The organism is Sporomusa sp. KB1 (assembly GCF_007830295.1).
Classification (GTDB): Bacteria; Bacillota; Negativicutes; order Sporomusales; family Sporomusaceae; genus Sporomusa.
Genome location: NZ_VLKC01000001.1, coordinates 226,089 through 245,375, shown reverse-complemented (window position 1 = coordinate 245,375; position 19,287 = coordinate 226,089). Strand labels below are relative to the sequence as shown.

General features: G+C 49.8%; 14 protein-coding genes. 13 read left to right on the top strand and 1 reads right to left on the bottom strand.

The window, feature by feature from the left end:
* Positions 1-320: 320 nt before the first annotated feature.
* Together SALPA_RS01065 and SALPA_RS01060 are read left to right on the top strand one after the other, a co-directional pair.
* A complete protein-coding gene (locus tag SALPA_RS01065) occupies positions 321-1,541 on the top strand; it encodes an ABC transporter substrate-binding protein (RefSeq protein ID WP_255450708.1) in 1,221 nt (406 codons plus the stop codon).
* Positions 1,542-1,611: 70 nt separating this feature from the next.
* Positions 1,612-2,163, top strand: a complete 552-nt coding sequence (locus SALPA_RS01060; protein WP_255450707.1) for a TetR/AcrR family transcriptional regulator — start codon at positions 1,612-1,614, stop codon at positions 2,161-2,163.
* A 68-nt stretch (positions 2,164-2,231) separates the two neighbouring features.
* Here SALPA_RS01060 and SALPA_RS01055 read toward each other — a convergent pair whose 3' ends face one another.
* Positions 2,232-2,498, bottom strand: a complete 267-nt coding sequence (locus SALPA_RS01055; protein WP_145088633.1) for a LysM domain-containing protein — start codon at positions 2,496-2,498, stop codon at positions 2,232-2,234.
* Positions 2,499-2,648: 150 nt separating this feature from the next.
* Between SALPA_RS01055 and lexA the strand changes: the two genes are divergently transcribed.
* The 11 genes from lexA (at position 2,649) to SALPA_RS01000 (ending at position 19,046) form a co-directional block, all read left to right on the top strand.
* Positions 2,649-3,266: a transcriptional repressor LexA gene (gene lexA, locus SALPA_RS01050; RefSeq protein ID WP_255450747.1), complete on the top strand. Its 618-nt coding sequence runs from the start codon at positions 2,649-2,651 to the stop codon at positions 3,264-3,266.
* A 55-nt stretch (positions 3,267-3,321) separates the two neighbouring features.
* The gene (locus SALPA_RS01045) at positions 3,322-3,873 is read left to right on the top strand and encodes a flavoprotein (protein ID WP_145088629.1); all 552 of its coding nucleotides are present in this window, start codon (positions 3,322-3,324) and stop codon (positions 3,871-3,873) included.
* Positions 3,874-4,018: 145 nt separating this feature from the next.
* The gene (locus SALPA_RS01040) at positions 4,019-4,228 is read left to right on the top strand and encodes a hypothetical protein (RefSeq protein ID WP_094606826.1); all 210 of its coding nucleotides are present in this window, start codon (positions 4,019-4,021) and stop codon (positions 4,226-4,228) included.
* A gap of 192 nt (positions 4,229-4,420) precedes the next feature.
* A complete protein-coding gene (rocF, locus tag SALPA_RS01035; RefSeq protein ID WP_145088628.1) occupies positions 4,421-5,332 on the top strand; it encodes an arginase in 912 nt (303 codons plus the stop codon).
* A 590-nt stretch (positions 5,333-5,922) separates the two neighbouring features.
* Positions 5,923-6,531: a histidine phosphatase family protein gene (locus SALPA_RS01030; RefSeq protein WP_145088626.1), complete on the top strand. Its 609-nt coding sequence runs from the start codon at positions 5,923-5,925 to the stop codon at positions 6,529-6,531.
* A 426-nt stretch (positions 6,532-6,957) separates the two neighbouring features.
* The gene (locus tag SALPA_RS01025) at positions 6,958-8,688 is read left to right on the top strand and encodes a ShlB/FhaC/HecB family hemolysin secretion/activation protein (protein ID WP_145088624.1); all 1,731 of its coding nucleotides are present in this window, start codon (positions 6,958-6,960) and stop codon (positions 8,686-8,688) included.
* A 104-nt stretch (positions 8,689-8,792) separates the two neighbouring features.
* The gene (locus SALPA_RS01020; RefSeq protein WP_145088622.1) at positions 8,793-12,263 is read left to right on the top strand and encodes a filamentous hemagglutinin N-terminal domain-containing protein; all 3,471 of its coding nucleotides are present in this window, start codon (positions 8,793-8,795) and stop codon (positions 12,261-12,263) included.
* A gap of 209 nt (positions 12,264-12,472) precedes the next feature.
* Complete coding sequence (exbB, locus tag SALPA_RS01015; RefSeq protein WP_145088620.1) at positions 12,473-12,913, top strand: TonB-system energizer ExbB; 441 nt, start codon at positions 12,473-12,475, stop codon at positions 12,911-12,913.
* Entirely contained in the window at positions 12,894-13,274 is a 381-nt protein-coding gene (locus tag SALPA_RS01010) for a biopolymer transporter ExbD (protein WP_145088618.1), read from the top strand. The genes exbB and SALPA_RS01010 overlap by 20 nt, the downstream gene beginning before the upstream one ends.
* 95 nt (positions 13,275-13,369) lie before the next feature.
* The gene (locus SALPA_RS01005) at positions 13,370-14,044 is read left to right on the top strand and encodes an energy transducer TonB (RefSeq protein WP_145088616.1); all 675 of its coding nucleotides are present in this window, start codon (positions 13,370-13,372) and stop codon (positions 14,042-14,044) included.
* A 61-nt stretch (positions 14,045-14,105) separates the two neighbouring features.
* Positions 14,106-19,046, top strand: coding sequence for an AIDA repeat-containing protein (locus tag SALPA_RS01000; protein ID WP_145088614.1), 4,941 nt, complete (start codon positions 14,106-14,108; stop codon positions 19,044-19,046).
* The last annotated feature ends 241 nt before the right edge of the window (positions 19,047-19,287 follow it).

Sequence of the window (19,287 nt, the reverse complement as noted above, 5' to 3'; positions counted from 1 at the left end):
ATCAATAGTTATTTTTATACAAACATAAACAAATAAAAATAAGCAAGGAAGTTAAATTGATGCTAGCATTGACGTGAATTCGGTTTGGTTGTAATATGAATGCAAGGATATCCTATAGATAATTTTAAGGAAAGTACTTTGGTACAGTGTAGTATCAACTGGAATGAAAGCGATGCTTTTTTCAGTTGATTTTTTTTATCTAAATGGAAAGGTTATCTTTCCCTGGATTGAATGACTAAGGCTTCTGTCGGCTTGACACAAGCCAAGTCTTTTCTTATGCGTTAGCGGGCAAGTAATAACGATCTGGAGGGTGAGTGGTGATGTTGATTGAGCTAGACCTGACAATTTCTCAAATCCTTGAGATGTATCCTGAGACTCGCGAAGTTTTTATCACGAATGGGTTTCCCCAGTTTGCTGATAAGGAATTTCAGAGGGAGTTGGGAACGGTACTAAAACTGAAGACTGCCTTAAAAAGTAAAAAGTTGAATGCCGACGTTTTCATTAAACTACTCGAGGAAAAAATTTATGAAGTTAGGCAATATTCTAAACTGTCGTCATCTGTAGTGGAAAACGGAAAATGCCTTAATTTACTTGCACTCTTGCCTTGTCCGCTGAAAGTTCCTTTACAGGGAGAACTTCAATTAGTGCTGAATCACCTGCGGTGCGAGAAAGGAGTAGATTTACATTATAATATTGATACTTCGGCCAACAAGTATATTCACTATGAAGAGTACATTCCCTATTTTGAAGACCCAGATGAAATTCCGGACATTATTCTGACAACAGGTTATGAATTTTTGCATGATAAATTTGTCGAGCGATTTGTCAAAACCGGGATTTTTCTACAGGCAACCGGTCAACAGGCTAATCCGCGCTTTCTTTCGGCTCAGCTACTTGATCCGCAGTGTCATTTTTTTATATTGGCAGTGAATGCGTTGGTCATGGTCATTGAAAAAAAACGGTTGGGCAGTTTGCCAGTTCCGCGCACTTGGGGTGACCTATTGGATCCTGTATTTGAAAATCAAGTTGTGATGCGTGGTCACGGGGACATTTTCTGCGATGCTTTGCAACTTTATTATTATAAGGACTATGGCAACGATGGTATCAAAGGGCTGGCCCGAGCGGTACGCTATGGGTTACACCCGGCCCAGATGGTAAAAGAATTAAGCAGTTCGAACAACGGATTGCCGCCGATATATATCATGCCGCGCTTTTTTGCCGAGACACTTAATGGACGCAAGGACATTGAGGTTATCTGGCCGGCGGATGGAGCGATTGTTTATCCGGTATCACTTTTAGTCAAAGCTAGCAAAGCGGTAGAGCTAAAAGAGCTGGTTGACTATCTAACTGGACCGCAAGCAGCCCGCATTTTCGATGAGGCATTCTTTCCATCGGCGCATCTGCAAGGCGGTAGAAGTTTGCCGGTGAACGCCAGCTTTAAATGGGTGGGGTGGGATTATATCCGCAGCTGTGGAATTGAAAGGCTGCAAGAAGAGTTAAATGATCGTTTCCTGGCTTCAAGGAGTGGCGGGACGTCATGAAGCAGTTAATGTTTTTGTCATTTGAGTACAAACTAATTGAGGTGATCTTATTTTGCGAAAGCGTATTCTCATGGCCGCAGCGGAGGAGATGAAAACCCGAGGTGTAAAATTTACAATGAGCGATCTGGCCAGACGTCTTAGTCTCAGCAAAACTTCCTTATACGAGCACTTTACCTCTAAAAATCAACTTGTACATGATATCTTAACTACCGCTATTCAGGATATTCAGGAACAGGAACAGGAGATTTACAGCAACCCTGCATTATCCGTTGCAGAGAAAATTCAGGCTTTGCTTAAAATTTCACCAAAAGTGTTTGGAGCCATTAACAATCATAGTCTTTATGATAACCTTTGCCATTATTATCCTGATGAATGGCAATTGGTATCAGAGTTTCGCCAGAAGCAACTAAATCACTTGACATCTTTTATTATCTCAAACATAGAAAATAACTTGCTTCGCCCTATCAATGTAGTTGTACTCAGGCAAATTGTTACTAGTGCAATGAATGATTTATTTAATTTCCGGTTTCTTGAGGAAAGCAATATGACGCATGCAGATGCCTTAGCTGCAATGGCGGATATTGTCGGATATGGTTTACTCCCCCGAAATATACCAAAGTAAATAGAAAACACGGCCATCGCAGCCGTGTTTTCTGGTATGTATATATCTTATAGTTAAAGTGATATCATTCAAGATTTAACAGGCACTTTCAAAGCTTGTCCGGGATAAACCTTCGCGTTGTTATCTAATTTATTTATCCGCCTAATCTCAAAAACGACTTCCCTAACATCATCTTTATCTGTCATGTATTTAGCAGCAATTTGCCAAACTGTATCTCCTGGTTTTACGTAGATCGTCTCATATATAGTGGGTTCAACAAAAGCACGAGAAATAGCCAACGGTGTAAGAGCCAATATAACAAGAACTAGTGACAGTACCAATATTGTCTTTCTCATAATATAAACACCTCTTTAATTGAACGTATGTTTGGTTGCTGTTATTATAACATAGCACATATGTTCTCCGCAAGTATGTTCGATAAAATTTTTCGAACTAACGTTCTCTTTTCTGCCGTTTTATGGTACAATTATCTTGAGGTGGTAAAAGTGACCGTCGATTCACTAAACAAAAGGCAAAAAGAAATATTGGATTATATAAAAGAAAACCTTCGGGCTAAAGGTTATCCTCCGTCTGTTCGGGAGATAGGCGAAGCAGTCGGACTTAGCAGCAGTTCCACAGTACATGCCTATCTGACTAAATTGGAATCATTAGGTTATATAAAACGTGATCCTACTAAACCGCGCGCAATTGACGTACTTGATGAAGCACCTTGGAGACACAAGACGGTTATCCCAGTTCCGCTTGTTGGCGTAGTTACCGCCGGTCAGCCGATACTTGCCGTTGAAAACGTGGAAGAAACATACCCTCTACCTGCAGAATTAATCGGTAGTGAAGATAATGTGTTTATGTTAGCAGTTAAAGGTGATAGTATGATCAACGCTGGTATCTTAGACGGAGATTACTTGCTTGTCCGGCAACAAAGCAATGCTTGTAACGGCGAAATTGTAGTGGCTTTGATAGATAATGAAGAGGCTACTGTAAAACGTTTTTTCAAAGAAGAAAGACGCATTCGGCTACAACCAGAGAACGATTCAATGGAACCCATATATGCAGAGAATGTGTCTATTGCAGGCAAAGTAATTGGTTTGTTTAGAAGTATATAGATACCTATATTTGGTATGATGGTAGAAATATAAATATAGAAAAGAGATAGATAAAATGCTTAAAGGGAAAAATATTATAGTTGCGGTGACCGGATGCAGTCCGGCATATAAGGCGGCTGATATTGTAAGCAAACTGGTCGCACTGCACGCTAATGTAGATGTAATTATGACAAATAGCGCCACGAAATTTATTGCGCCATTGACCTTCCGCAATGCCTCTGGCAATCCGGTTGTCCTGGATCAATTTGCAGATCCGGTTTCGTGGAATACGGGGCACAAAAAGCTTGCAGATAAGGCAGATTTATTATTAATTGCTCCTGCAACTGCAAACATTATTGGAAAAGCGGCTAACGGTATAGCGGACGACATGCTGTCTACGACTATCCTGTCAACAGAGGCAGTCACCGTTTTTGCTCCTCACATGAATCCCAAAATGTACGAAAAACCGGTAGTACAAAGAAACATTCAAACTTTGCGGGAGGACGGGTGCCGGTTTATTCAGCAGGAGAAAACTATGCCTAGTGGTAGAACATTGTATAGTATGCTTGCAGATATCGAATTTATTATTCAGGAAGTAACCGGAATATTGCTTGCGAAAGCTAAGTGAACTTGTTTCAGCATAGCTGAAACATTGGGGATTCAGGTGGAGAGTCTACTCCACCTGAATTAACGCCGCCTGTAGAGGCGGGAGTCTTGACTCGCGTACTAAGATAACAACTCGTTTTAGGATGAAGAAAAGGGAGCGGTTAATTATGACAGAAGATGTAGTAGGAAATGCAGAACAAGCTAATTCAAAGAAGGTGAGTTGGGAAGCCTTCGTAAAACAGGATGTGCTTAACTTTATGATGACTCACAACCTGCAAGCTATTACGGTTGATGATGGTGCTGGTAAGAAGGGTGTCATTAAGCATACAAGTAAAGGTGACTTTTCAGTACAGATTACTTCCAATGAAATATTGTAGAAACAGTGATAATACCCCATAGAGAGCCGTAACAGGCTTACCCTATGGGGTATTATTATTTAATCAGGTATTAAATTAAGGGAAAATCAGTAACCTAGTTTTGGTTACCAATTTGCCGAACCGAAGCTTTATCCGAGACTACACTTCATTATGAGTAAGATGATAAGGTATACGGTTAAGGGGGTTCTTCCTATGAATCCAACTATTAATAGTCGCATTTCAATTATCGGAGTACCATTAGATCTAGGTGCGGATCGCCGGGGCGTAGATATGGGGCCTAGTGCTATCCGGTATGCAAAGGTGGGTGAAAAACTCCAGGCACTCGGTTATGAAATTGACGACAAGGGAGATATTGTGGCTAATAGGCCAGACTCCTGCTATATGGACGGAACGAGTCTAAAATATCTGGACGAAATTGAAAGAGTTAACACTGAGCTTTGCCGCATGGTAGCTGAGGAAATGGCAAAATCACGTTTTCCCCTGATTCTCGGCGGTGACCATAGCATTGCTATTGGTACTATCTCCGGTGTGCTCCAGCATAAAAAGAAGTTGGGTGTTCTATGGTTCGACGCCCACGGCGATATTAATACTGCTGCAACTTCGCCGTCCGGTAATATTCACGGAATGCCGGTGGCGGTGTGTTTGGGCCATGGTCATGAGCGGTTGACCGGAGTCGGAGGCCGGGCTGCAAAACTTGACCCGGAGAAGTTTGTAATGATTGGTATTCGGGATTTGGACCCAGGGGAGAAAATACTACTTAAAGAACTTGGTGTTATCGTATACACCATGCATGATATCGACATAATGGGTATGGCTAAGGTGATGGAAGCGGCCATTAAGATTGCAACTGATGGCACTGATGGTGTTCACGTGAGTTTTGATATGGATGTCATCGACCCCTTGCACGCACCGGGTGTTGGTACACCGGTACTTGGCGGATTAACATACCGTGAAAGCCATTTAGCCATGGAACTTATTTCTGCAGCTAATATTGTTACCAGCGCCGAGTTCGTGGAAGTGAACACCATATTAGATAATAGGAATCAGACTGCTAAAGTGGCGGTAGACCTGATGGGGTCGTTATTAGGGGAAAGGGTTTTGTAGAGCCAATCCTATTGACGGCACATTCGCTGTATCAGGCAGCGGCACAATCATAAATATGTGTAAGGTTCGGCAGTGTTTTTTATTATTGCGTAATCCGCCTCCGTTGATGTAATAATGTGCAATACATTATAGCAAATTGGAACGGTTTATGTTTACTTGATTTCCGGCATATTCTGCAAATTAACAGTCGTCTCAAAGTTTTAATCTTTTGGGACGACCTCTTATTAGTATTAGGGTTTTATTTCACCAATAAATATATTATACATAAACAATCATAAAATTAATAAATATAATAATTTTGTTGATTTATGATTATTTATGTATTATTATTTTAGTTAGGTTGACATTAATTACTATTTTATTTATTTAAGTGACAGTATATACACAAGCAATGTCGCTAATTAGGTTTGTTGCTTGAAGTTCTGGTTACGCGAGTATTTTTGTGTTGCCAAGCAGCTTTTCTATGGCCCTGGCAACTTTTTGTTTGCCTGTGATCTAAAGTGGTAATATGAACTGGTATATCGGCAATTGCATTGTTATTTTGTATGAGGTTCTCTCGGGTTAAACAATACAGAGAGTGGATGACAAGAATGAAAGCAAATAGGCTAGTGTATTTAGTACGCCCCGGGAAAATTCAGTTGGGTGACGATCAACGACGGTACATTGGGCAAATCGATGTACCGTTGAACGAAGAGGGTATTAATCAAGCGCGGAACTTGTGCAGGAGACTTGGGGATGTGGATATTAGTTCGGTACATTGCAGTGACCTTTCCCGGTCAAGACAAACTGCTGAAATTATAGCTTCACCCAAGGCGATTGCTGTTATCTCTCATAAAAAGCTGCGGGAAATTAATTTCGGCAAATGGGAAGGTAGGACGATCACTGAGATTGCTAAAAATTATCCCGAAGCTTTTAGGGAACGGGGCACAGATTTGAGCTACTATTGTGTGCCCGGAGGTGAAAGTTATATTGATTGCAGTAGGCGAGTGGTATCCGCTTTTCATGATATTTTGAGAAGCTCTACGGGGAATATTCTCATCACAGGTCACAATGATGTCAATCGGCTACTTTTATGCTATATACTGGGAGCTCCGGTTAAATATTTGTTTCGAATAAGTCAGAGGCATGTTTGCTTAAATATAATTAAATGTACCAATTCCAGATTTAGGGTGGAATTAATAAATCATGTTGGTAAATGAGTCGATAGAACACGTTAGCCTTGGTTAATTTCTAAATGGTTATTATATTATAATAATCGCATTGCATTTTGTTTCCTGTGTTAGATAATTTTAGACTGCGGTATCAGCTAGCTGTGAAGTAAGTGTGGTTAGTTGAGTAAAAAAAGGCATATCGATTACACTGAAGCTTTGGCTTCGGTTAATCGATATGCCTTTTTTAATTTTCAAAACAGACAGCAAGTGTACAATTTACCTTTTTTCACTAGGCAGATTTATTAGCTAACTTACATACCAAAAAATCTACTTTGGATGTGGAGAGGTAACCATTTATGACCAATTGAAAGGGGGGATACAGACTCGGTAAAACAAAATTAGGAGGGTTGTTTTTAATGAAAACAGATTATTCGCAATTATTATAGGCTTTATTAACGCGGAAAGGATGAGATTATGCAACGAAACAGATCATTACTGCGCAGCAGGATATGCTGCCTGCTTCCCGTTTTAGCGCTGACCATCGGAACAACTTTGCCGGCTTTGGCCGCTGCTCCCAATACCGGTCAAATCGCCGGCCAGGTAGCCGACAGTGTAAAACAAAAGCAACTTCCCACCCAGCCGAAAAACAACGTCAGCATCGAAGTGAATGAACAGCAAACGGTGAACGAACAGCAGCAAGAGGCGCCCAAGCCAGCAGCAGGCCCCAGGATTAAAGTCCGCGGTTTTCATATCACCGGCCAGAGCATCTACAGTGAGGACAAGCTGCAGGCACTGGTTAAAGACGCGGTGGGCAAAGAACTTACCCTGGATGAACAGAAAGAGGTCGCCGGCCGCATTGCCCAGTATTTCCGCAACCAGGGCTTTGTGGTGGCCATCGCCTATATTCCGGTTCAGGAAATAAGGGACGGCATAGTGGAAATAGCTGTAATGCCTGGAAAGTACAGCGGGATTGATATCCGGAACCACTCCAGGCTGTCCAATGCGGCTGCCGCCAAATTTTTAAGCGGCATCAAGGCTGGGGATTATGTGAAACGAGACGAACTGGAACGCGTGTTGCTCCTTCTAAACAATATTGGCGGAATCAAAGTTCAATCTGTTCTGACTCCGGGCAAGGAGGACGGCACCACTGAACTTGTTGTCGATATCAAGGATGCCAACACAGTGACTGCGACTTTATTGGCGAACAACTACGGCAACCGTTACACCGGTTCCGAACAGAGCAACCTGGACATCAACTTCAATAATGCCACCGGCCAGGGGGACGTGCTGAGCATTGGCGGCAGTTATACCGGCAACGGCATGAGCAATCTCAGCCTAAATTACCTGCTCCCGGCCGGCAGCCAGGGTTGGCGGCTGGGGGTGCATTATTCGCGCCTTAACTACACTCTTAAAGAGGAGTATGCTCTCCTTTCGGCCAACGGCAAATCCGAAACCTATGGCGTTTATGGCCAGTACCCGTTCGTCCGTTCCCGCAATTATGATCTTTATGGACAGATTGGCGTAGCTACGCGCCGGCTTGTTGACGATATTGACTTGTTCAACTCCTCCAACCGGCGGAAAACCGATTTTGTTACCTTGGGCCTTAACGGTATCAGCCGGGACAGCCGCGGCATAAACAATTTCGAGCTAAGCCTGGTGAGCGGTCGGCTCAATTTTACCGGCAAAGAGGATATTTACGGAAACAACTGGGAGGTTACCGACGCCAAAGGAGCGCAGACTGCAGGACATTACACTAAAGTAAACGTTACTGCCAGCCGCTACCAGCATTTGAAAGACCGGTTGAATTTATATCTGTCGATCAAAGGCCAGTTGGCCAACAAGAACCTTGATTCTTCGGAGCAGCTCTATCTCGGGGGAGCCAATGGCGTACGAGCCTATCCCCAGGGCGAAGCTTACGGCGATGAGGGCTATATACTAACCGGAGAACTGCGCTATGACCTGCCTACGCCCAAATTCCAACTGGCAGCGTTTATTGACAGCGGCCATGTCGGCGGCAGTAAAAACAACTGGAAAGACAGCTCTCCCTCCCGGACGCTCAGCGGCGCGGGGCTGGGTTTAATACTAAACAAGTGGCAAAAATACAACCTTCGGGTCGATTACGCGTGGAAGCTATCCTCCAGCCAGGCCACTACGGAAAGCGACAAACACGGCCGCTGGTGGTTGGTCGGCGCACGGTATTTCTAACCTAACAGAATGGTAATGACAAAGGAGGGAGAACGGGAGGAAAGCTCAACAGCCTCGGGGTGGGGCTTCTTCTACCAGCAAGCAAATTAAAGGAGTGATCATCTATGAAACGAAAATGGCGACGCGAGTGGGACCGTCAGCAACAAGGGCAATCAGCAGCCCGGTCACTAAACCCGGGCCGGAGTTCGCTGCAAGCCCTGGCCAAGATTATACTGCCGCCGGTGGCGGCAGCCACCCTGCTGCTATCGGCTATGACCCTGCCGGCCTATGCCAGCCTGGACGGCGGCCAGATTACCGCCGGGGCCGGCAGCATCAGCCAAAGCGGCAATATCACCAATATCACCCAGACCACCAACAAACTGAGCATTGACTGGCAGAGCTTCAACATTGGCGCCAATGAGACGGTCAACTTTCTGCAGCCCGGAGCAAGCTCTATCGCTTTAAACCGGGTGGTGGGCAATAACGCCTCCAGCATCTACGGCAAGCTGAATGCCAATGGCCAAGTGTTTTTGATTAATACCAACGGGATTTTATTCGCGCCTGGCTCGTCGGTAAATGTCGGCGGGATTGTGGCTTCCACGTTATCTATTTCCGACGCCGATTTTCAAAAAGGAAAGTATGATTTTACCGGAAATGGCGGTTCGGTCATTAACCAGGGCTCGATTACAGCAGTGAGCGGCGGCTATGTAGCTCTTTTAGGCGCCCAGGTTTCCAACCAAGGGGTAATCGTTGCCAACCAGGGCACGGTTGCGCTGGGGGCCGGCAGTGCCGCCACCCTTGACTTTCACGGCGACGGACTGTATAGCCTGGCCGTAACGCAAGAAGCCCTGGATGCCCTGGCCGAGAACCACAAGCTTATTCAGGCCAACGGCGGGCAGGTGGTTATGACCGCCAGAGCAGCCAGCGACCTGGCCGGCTCAGTACTCAAAAACACCGGCGTAATTGAGGCGCAAAGCATTGGAAATTCCAACGGGATCATCACGCTTGACGGCGGCAGCGTCGGCGCGGTTGTCAACAGCGGCGTGCTGGACGCTTCCGGCAAAGACGCCGGGCAAACCGGCGGCACGGTCAAGGTTTTGGGCAATGACCTCACCCTGGCGGCCGGAACGGCGATCGACGTGTCCGGCGCTAACGGCGGCGGTACGGTTCTCCTCGGCGGCAACAAGCAGGGCCGGGGTCCGGAACAAAATGCCGCCACTACTACGGTCGCCAACAACGTCACCATTAACGCCGACGCCATCACCGCAGGCGACGGCGGCACAATCGTAGTCTGGTCCGACGGCGCCACTTCCTTTAACGGGACAGCCAGCGCCAAAGGCGGCACAAGCAGCGGTGACGGTGGCTTCATTGAGACCAGCGGCAAGAAACTGAAGATTGGCAACAACGCCCTCATCACCACCGTGGCTGCTAACGGGAAAACAGGCACCTGGCTGCTTGACCCGGACGGCTTCACCATCTCGGCGGTAGGCGGCGACATTACCGGCGTTGAGCTCGGCAGCCAACTCGGCTCCAACAATGTGCTGATCCTCTCAACCGGTGGCCGCGGCTACGACGGCAGCATCAACGTCAACGATACAGTGAACTGGTCGGCCAACACAACGTTGACCCTCAATGCCACCAACAAGATCAATGTCAACGCGCCTATTACCGGCAGCGGCGCCTCCTCCGGGTTAGCGCTGAACGCGCTGCTGGACATCAACATCAACTCGCCCTCGTCCCTGCAGGTGAATACGCTCACCGCCAATGCCACCGGCAATATCAATTTCAACGCGCCGCAAAGCTGGACTAACGACGGGGCGTGGTCGTTCACCGGCAATAACATCAACGTTAACGATACGGTCAACTGGTCGGCCGGTACCCTGACGCTCAACGCCGGCAAATTCGTCAACCTCAACGCCGTAATGACCGCCGCTAACCAAGGAAGTCTCGTCATGAACTACAATGACGACATTGATACGAGTACGGACGCCAAGGGCAATCCGACTTCCAAATACGGAACGCCCCTGGGCGGGCTTAGCCCCCTCTTCGACAAAAAGACCGGGACCTACGTCGGCCGGATTGATTTCAGCGGCAATACCGCCGCCAATCCTCTGACCATCAACGGCAATCAATACACGCTCATCACCAGCATCGCTTCCCCGACCCTGGCCGACGGCTCGGCCAACCCTCACGATATAAGCGTCATCAACAAGAATGGCGGCGTCGGGTTCTATGCGCTGGCGTCAAACCTGATTGCTCCGGACACGGCCTTAACCGATTCTCTGATAAGCAAATTTTCTTCTGGAGCCGTCTTGGAGGGGCTGGGGAACAATATCGCCAATCTGACCATAGACAGCAGCAGCTTTTACCTTGCCTTGGTAGGTACTAATTACGGCGTCATCCGCGACCTCAGCCTGACCAATGTAAATATTACCTCCGACCGGGGCTACATCGGTGCCATCGCCGGGTATAACTACAGCAAAATCATCAATGTTGCAGCAACCGGCAGCATAATCGTTACCAACCCTACGAACTCACTCGGAGGTTACTCGATCGCTCCTGGCGTCGGCGGCCTGGTCGGCATCAACAGCGGCGTCATCTACGGAGGCTACGCCAATGTGGACGTGGATACGAACAATTCGAGTAATGTCGGCGGCCTAGTCGGGAGTAATTCTGGAACCACCGCTGTCATCCAGAACTCCGTCTCCTTAGGAAACGTAACGTCATATCAAGACGCTGCTACAAATAATAATGCAGGCGGGTTCGCCGGATCAAACAGCGGCTCCATCTTCAACTCCGGGGCCACAGGGAACGTGAACGTGGGGACAAACCCCAATTCCCAATATGCCTCCTTTTCCGCTGTGGGCGGGTTTGTCGGAACAAACAGCGGCGGCACTATTGACAACTCCTATGCGACCGGAAATGTGGTCCTCAGTCAGGGGAAGGTCATTAGCTGGGCAAGCGGCCTGAACGACGGCGCAGCCGGCATAGGCGGCTTTGTTGGAACCCTGGCAGGTGGCAGCATCACCAATTCCTCCTCCTTCGGCTCGCTACTGGCTGTCAGCAGTGCAGTCAATACAGTCACTAACACCGGTGCCTTCGCAGGGAACGTTTCCGCTGCCGCCACCATGGAAGGGAATACTTACAGTTCCGCGACTTCAGGCGCTTACGGCGGTATCGGCAAGGGCAGTATGACCGGTCTGACCAGCACTACCGATACCGGGCCATCGTCCACGCAGGGGCCGTTGTCATCGAATACACAACAAGCGCAGCAGGCCGCCGAGGCGCGGTCTGAAGCTACAAATCTGGCCAACCAAGCCACGGCGGAACAAGCGAATGCCGGCATGTACGCTTCGCAAGAACAAGCAATCGCGATAGCGCAGGCCGGCATCAGCGAGCAGTCCGGCCAAACTGAGGGCCATACGTTGAAAACGGCAGAGGATCGGTCGAATCCGGACAACCTGTGGCAAGTGTCGTCGGGCGACGCAAGCAGTTATTCGGCCGACATCACAGCCGTGCAGGCGGATGGAGTCGAATATCAGTTGGAAGACGCCGAACCTAACAATGAGGACGACGACTCCAAAGGTAAAAAATAATCAATGTTCACACCTCAAGAATAACAAGCAGTTAATCGCTAAGTTGTTGACATTGGAATGAAATTGTGTACCGCATCTGTCATCCTGAGCACAGCAAACAATCTCAAACCAGTCAAAAGAGCTCCTTTGCTAACGCTTAGGCTCAGGATGACAAAAGGGGATTGCCACGATAAAACTGAGGAAAACAAAAAAAGAATGGAGAAATCAATATGCTTGCAAAAGTGCTGCCTAATGTAATTGATTACGGTATTATCGGGATTTTACTGGTTCTGAGTATAGCCGTGGTGGCCATATCGCTGGAACGCTACGTTTTTTACCGGAATCTGAACATTACGGACTTTCAGGATATCAAATCCTTAGAACTGATACTAACCCGGAGACTGTTCCTCGTCGCTTCGGTAGGGGCGAATGCTCCCTATGTGGGGCTGCTGGGCACCGTACTGGGCATTATGTTGACCTTCTACAACATGGGAACCGATGTCGCCATGGACACCGGCAAGATTATGACCGGACTGGCCCTGGCGCTGAAAGCAACCGCAGTAGGGCTGATAGTGGCGCTGGTGGCGGTAGTGCTGTACAATGCGCTGTTGCGGAAAGTCAGGGTACTAATGCTGGAATGGGAGATTGCCAATGGACGAAAAGCCGTTTGAAAATATGAACGTTATCCCCTTCGTGGACATCATGCTGGTGCTCTTGACCATCGTCCTGGTTACCTCCAGCTTTATTGCCAGCGGCAGAATCCCGGTCAATCTGCCGCAGGCTTCCCAAAGTGTCGCGCAGGCGGATCAGGCTGTAGCAATAGAGATAGAAAAGACCGGAACCATTTATTTCGATGGGAAAGCGGTCACGCTGGACTCCCTCAAGGCGAACCTCCAGCCTTTGGGCCGGGAAACCAGTTTCGTCATCCGGGCGGATAAGGACGTCACCCTGCAATATTTTATTGATGTGGTCGACCTTTTGAAACAAATGAGTTTTCAGAAGGTCGCGGTGCAGACTAAGGGCCACAGTTAACCATTCGGCACAACAAGGCTTATGCGGTGTAATGATACATGATGTAGCATAACACCGTAAATACGTTATACGAGGATGATGTGAGGGTGCATTGGTTGGGAAAACTTAATCTTTTCCACTGGCTCGCAATTTCTTTACTGCTGCATGTAAGCCTGATTTCTCCGCTGTTTTTGACCACCCTGCACGCGGCGGAGGCGCAGCCAAACAGAGCAGAACGGCTCAGGATTGAGGTTTTTGGGATGGTTGCCAACCGTCAACTGGAAGAGAAACACGAGAGAGTGGCAGAGCCGCAGCCAGTGAACAAGGTTCTGCCGGCGCCGACGCCGGCACCGACGCCGGCACCGGCTAACTATCAAACCGTAAAAAGTCCGGTGCTGGTAGAAAAAGTGGAAGAGGCGCCTTTCAAACCGGTTTTGGCGGCGCCCCATACGGCGGACGAGGCAACAGAGCAAAAACAACAAACCATCAGTCCGGTGACGGAAGACAGTCTCCAACAGTACATGGCCAGGGTAGCAAGAAAGGTCCGGGGCAATCTGACGTATCCCCAAGAAGCCAGGGGAAACGGGATGAAAGGCACTGCGACGATCGCCTTTACCATTACTTCAGCAGGCGACATCAAAGGAAATTCTTTACGGGTGCAAAAAAGCAGCGGCTATGCTGTCTTAGACTCCAGCGCCTTAGAGTCGGCTCAGGTCAGCGCGCCGTTTGAAGAACCTCCCAAAGAAATTGATATCGCTATTGCCGTATCATTTAATGTCGAAAGGTTCTAAAGTGCGCCGATTGAGGTCGGACGGTTATAACTTCAGGCCAAGAAAAGGAGTGAAATAAGCAGTGTCAAAAAAAATCAAAAAACAACTGCAAAAGCAAAACCGGCAAAAAAGCCTGGCGGTGGCTATGGCATTGGTCAACGCTTTCAGCAACGTCATGCCAATCGTTGCTTTAACGGCGGCGTCGCCGGCCGCCGCCCTGCCTGCGCCCCTGCAGGGCGAAATGGGCCGGAACCTGGTCACCAGCTTCAACGGCACCGGCCAGTTGCTGAACCGCTTGTTCTTCAGCACCGCCTATGCGCAAACAATTAATGCCGGGGAAACGAAAGATGTAGAACCGGCCAACGATAATACTCCCGCCTATGGCGACACTGTCAACAGCGGCGGCACTCAGAATGTCAACAGCGGCGGCAGCGCGTCCGGTACCATCGTCAGCAGCGGCGGTACCCAAACTGTAAATGATGGCGGCAGCACGAACTATACCACCATCAACGGCGGCGGTGTTCAAAACGTAAACAGCGGCGGCAGTGCGACCGATACTGTCATCAACCTTAGAGGCATCCAGTATGTCAACGGCGGCGGCTTTGTGTCCAATACCATCATCAGAGGTATCGGCACTACCCAATATATAAACGGCGGCATCGCCTCCGGTACCATCATTAGCGACTACGGTATTCAGAATGTCAACAGCGGTGGCACAGCCGTCAATACCACCATCAGCGGCGGTACCCAAACTGTAAACGATGGCGGCAGCACGAACTATACCACCATCACCCTCGTCGCCAACCCCGGCGGCGGTATTCAGAATGTAAACAACGGCGGCGTCGCCTACGGCACAATTCTCGACGCATTTTATGCCAGTCAGTCTGTGAACAGCGGTGGCATCGCCTACGACACGATCGTCGGCAGCGGCGGTAAGCAGATTGTGTGCAGCGACGGCAGCGCCAGCGGCACGACCATCAATAGTGGCAGTTCGCAGATTGTGAACAGTGGCGGCAGCGCCAGCTATACAACAGTGAATTCCGCCGGCAGCCTTAATATTGCCTCCGGCGGCAGCTCCCTCGATACAAACCTGGCGGAAGGCTATGGGTTAGTTGCCGATACGGGAGCCACGCTGACAACAACCGACCCGAATGTCTATATCAGCGGCGGCACTGCCCAGAACATTACTTTATACGGCGGCGGCGCTCTGACTGTTCTAAGCGGCGACAGCGCGGTCAATACCGTCATCAATAGCTCCGGTTTTCTGTATGTGAAGAGCGACGGCAGCGCCAGCTCTGCGACAGTGAATTCCGGCGGCATACTTATCATTTCCTCCGGCGGCAGCGTAACCGATGCAACCCTGAATGCAGGCTATGTTCTGCGGAGTGGCACTACCGGAGCCACGCTGACAACAACCGACCCGAATGTCTATATCAGCGGCAGCGTTGCCCAGAACATTACTTTAAACAGCGACACTGGCGCTCTGACTGTCCTAAGCGGCGACAGCGCGGTCAATACCACTGTCAACAGCGGCGGAGCTCTGACTGTGTCCGGCACTGCCACCGATACGACAGTATCTTCCGGCGGCAAACTTACCATTCTTGCCGGCGCCAGTGCCATTGATACAACTCTGAATGCCGGCTATATTCTGGTGAGCGGCACTACGGGAGCCACGCTGACAACAACCGACCCGAATGCCTATATCAGCGGCGGCATTGCCCAGAACATTACTTTAAACAGCGGTATTCTGACTGCAGGCGCTCTGGCTGTTCTGACCGGCCATACCGCCGTCAATACAACAATCAACAGCAGCGGCACTCTGACTGTGTCCAGCGGCGGCAGCGCCGCCGATACCGTCGTCAATGGCGGAGGCCGGCTTACCCTTATCGGCAACGCCAGCGCCCTTGATACAACGCTGAATGACGGCTATATCTTAAGCGGCACTACGGGAGCCACGCTGACAACAACCGACCCGAATGTCTATATCAGCGGCGGCATTGCCCAGAACATTACTTTAAACAGCGGCGGCGCTCTGACTGTGTCTAGCGGCCACAGCGCCAGCAACACGACTATTAATAAGGGTGGTACTATGACTGTGAGCGGCAGCGCGGTCAATACCGTCATTAACAGCGGCACTCAAACTGTGGCCGCCGGCGCCAGCGCCACCAGCACGACCGTTAATGCCACCGGCATTCAGACTGTGGCTAACAGCGGCAGCGCCAGCTATACGACAGTATCTTCCGGTGGCACACTTAATATTGTTTCCAAAGGCAGCGTCACCAGTGCAACCTTGAATGAAGGCTATATTCTGAGTGCCACTACGAACGCCACGCTGACAACAACCGACTCGAATGTCTATATTAGCAGCGGCACTGCCCAGGGCATTACTTTAAACGACGGCGGCGCTCTGAATGTGGCTGCCTCCCACAGCGCCATTGACACGACCATCAACGGCGGTACGATGCGTGTGTCCAGCGGCGGCAGTGCGGTCAATACCGTCCTCAACGGCGGTACTCAGATTGTGGTTAACCGTGCCAGCGCCATTGACACGACCATCAACAGCGGCGGTACTCAGACTGTTTCCAACGGCGGCAGCGCCAGCTATACGACAGTATCTTCCGGCGGCACACTTAACATTATATCCGGCGGCAGCGTCACCAATGCCACCCTGGCGGAAGGCTATGCGTTAATTGCCAATACGGGAGCCACGCTGACAGCAACCGACCCGAATGTCTATATTAGAAGCGGCACTGCCCAGAACATTACTTTATACAGCGGAGGTAATCTGACTGTTCTAAACAGCCACAGCGCCAACGATACGATAGTATCTTCCGGCGGCAAACTTACCATTTCCTCCGGCGGCGCCGCCAACGATACGACAGTGTCTTCCGGCGGCAGCCTTAATATTTCCGACGGCGGCAGCTCCCTCGATACAAACCTGGCGGAAGGCTATGGGTTAGTTGCCGATACGGGAGCCACGCTGACAACAACCGACCCGGATGTCAGTATTATCCACGGTACTGCCCAGAACATCACTTTAAACAGCGGCGGCACTTTGACTGTTCTAAACAGAAACGGCCACAGCGCAATCAATACCACCGTCAATGGCGGCGGGGTGCAGTATGTGTACGGCAGCGCCAGCGGCACGACCGTCAATAACGGCGGGGTGGAGATTGTGTACAGCGGCGGCATTGCCGGCTCTACGACAGTATCTTCCGGCGGTATTCAGCAGGTGTTCGGCAGCGCCGGCGACACGACCGTTAACGTCGGTATTCAGTATGTGAACAGCGGCGGCAATACCAGCAATACCGTCGTCAACAGCGCGGGTATTCAGGAGGTGTTCAACGGCGGCAGCGCCAGTGAAACTATCATCAACAGTGACGGCACCCAATATGTGAACAGCGGCGGCAGCGCCGGCGGCACCGTCGTCAACAGCGGCGGGGTGCAGTATGTAAACAACGGCGGCAGCGCTGACGATACAATTATCAACAGTGACGGTAATCAGACTGTATACAGAGGCGGCAGCGCCAGCGACACTACCGTCAATGGCGGCGCTCAGTATGTATATAGTGGCGCTATCGTGACCGATACGACTGCCACCAGCGGTGGCCGCATAGTATTAATGTCAAACGGCGCGGTTCTTTCCGGCCAAACCGTGCTGGATGACGCTACCGTCCAATTGCGGGGCCTCGGCAGTTATATCATCGACCAAGCGGTTGTCAACGGCGGCACCTTCAATCTCACAAGCAATACCGTTGCCAGCCTGCAAAAGGGCGCTGCCCTTGATAAAACGGTCGGGCACAGCCTGACCATCAACAGTCTTTCCGGCGCGGCCAGCTTTATCATTAATACCGACCTGGCCAACAGCCAGGCCGACCAGATTGCCATTACCAGCGGCACGGCCCAGCATACCCTGCAGGTAGCCTACGACCCGCTCTATGACACCGGCAGCAGCATCAACGGCGTTTCCGCCTCCTTTGCCCACGTGGCGGATGGGACAACCTTTACAGCAGTTTCCACCGAATACGGCGCTTACCGTTATACTCCCACGCTCGAAGCCGACGCGCAGGGTACCAACTGGTCAATCACCGGACTGACCCAAAACGGCTCCAGTGAAACAGCGTACACCGCCTCCGGTATGGCAGCCGGCAATCTCATGCTCTGGCGGTGGGAAAACAACTGTCTGAACAGCCGTATGGGCGAGCTCAGAAACAAAGACGTCAACCCTGGCGACTGGGTCCGTATCTATAAAGGCGAACATGAAATGACCGGCCTGGAAGACCGCCGCGCCACCCAGAAATACACCAGTTTCCAGTATGGTCATGACAAGGTCGTCCAAATGAGCGGGCGCACCTGGCACGCCGGCTACACCGTAGGGTTCACTGACGCCAACAACACCCTCTCCCGTGGCGAAGGCGACTCTACCAGCCTGAGTGTAGGAGCTTACGCCACCTGGCTGGGCGACAAGGGGCATTACCTCGACCTGGTTGTCAAACAAGGACGCCTGAATACCAGCTATGACAGCTACCTCAACAATTCCGCGCAGACAAAAGTCAGCGGCAGCTACCATAACTGGGGTACCAGTGCGTCGGCTGAATACGGCTACCGCAAAGCGCTCCCCGGCGGCTGGTATGTCGAACCGCAGGCCGAGGTTATACTCGGGCGCATCAGTTCGGCCAACTATACGACCAGCGACAGCACCAGCGTCAACCACGACGCCATGAACTCCGTCATTGGCCGCCTGGGTCTGTCGGCAGGCAGAAGTCTTGGCAATAGCAATTTATATGCCAAAGCCTCGATTTTCCGGGAATTAAGCGCCAAGTCCAGGGTTACCATGTCGACCAACAATTTGGGCGCGGTCACATTGGAGCAAGATCTGAAACAAAATTGGCTGGAGTTTGCCTTGGGACTGACCAGGCAGTTGAAAGACAATACCAATAGCTACATGGAAATAAGCCGCACTACCGGCGAGAAAGTGAAAACCCCCTGGCGGGTTAATCTGGGAGTCAGATGGGGTTTTTAGTTCAACAGAGTTGAGACGCAAAGTGGCCGGAGTATAACCGGCATTTCGCAGCTCCAATAAAAGGTTTAGACGCAGAGAATCCCCATACAACTCTATAACAACGCAGGAGACCGTAACAGAATAACTAGCTGTTACAGTCTCTTGTTTTGCATGAATAACATAAACGCCTCCCTTGTGCCGCTTCGCTTGCGGCACAAATAGTAATTTTCGCACTATCATCTTTTCATTCTCCACCGGTTTT

Excerpts from the sequence above, each read along its gene's own strand:
- SALPA_RS01065 (WP_255450708.1), top strand. The coding sequence starts at position 321 with ATGTTGATTGAGCTAGACCTGACAATTTCTCAAATCCTTGAGATGTAT.
- SALPA_RS01060 (WP_255450707.1), top strand. The coding sequence starts at position 1,612 with ATGGCCGCAGCGGAGGAGATGAAAACCCGAGGTGTAAAATTTACAATG.
- SALPA_RS01055 (WP_145088633.1), bottom strand. The coding sequence starts at position 2,498 with ATGAGAAAGACAATATTGGTACTGTCACTAGTTCTTGTTATATTGGCT.
- SALPA_RS01045 (WP_145088629.1), top strand. The coding sequence starts at position 3,322 with ATGCTTAAAGGGAAAAATATTATAGTTGCGGTGACCGGATGCAGTCCG.
- SALPA_RS01040 (WP_094606826.1), top strand. The coding sequence starts at position 4,019 with ATGACAGAAGATGTAGTAGGAAATGCAGAACAAGCTAATTCAAAGAAG.
- rocF (WP_145088628.1), top strand. The coding sequence starts at position 4,421 with ATGAATCCAACTATTAATAGTCGCATTTCAATTATCGGAGTACCATTA.
- SALPA_RS01030 (WP_145088626.1), top strand. The coding sequence starts at position 5,923 with ATGAAAGCAAATAGGCTAGTGTATTTAGTACGCCCCGGGAAAATTCAG.
- SALPA_RS01025 (WP_145088624.1), top strand. The coding sequence starts at position 6,958 with ATGCAACGAAACAGATCATTACTGCGCAGCAGGATATGCTGCCTGCTT.
- SALPA_RS01020 (WP_145088622.1), top strand. The coding sequence starts at position 8,793 with ATGAAACGAAAATGGCGACGCGAGTGGGACCGTCAGCAACAAGGGCAA.
- exbB (WP_145088620.1), top strand. The coding sequence starts at position 12,473 with ATGCTTGCAAAAGTGCTGCCTAATGTAATTGATTACGGTATTATCGGG.
- SALPA_RS01010 (WP_145088618.1), top strand. The coding sequence starts at position 12,894 with ATGGACGAAAAGCCGTTTGAAAATATGAACGTTATCCCCTTCGTGGAC.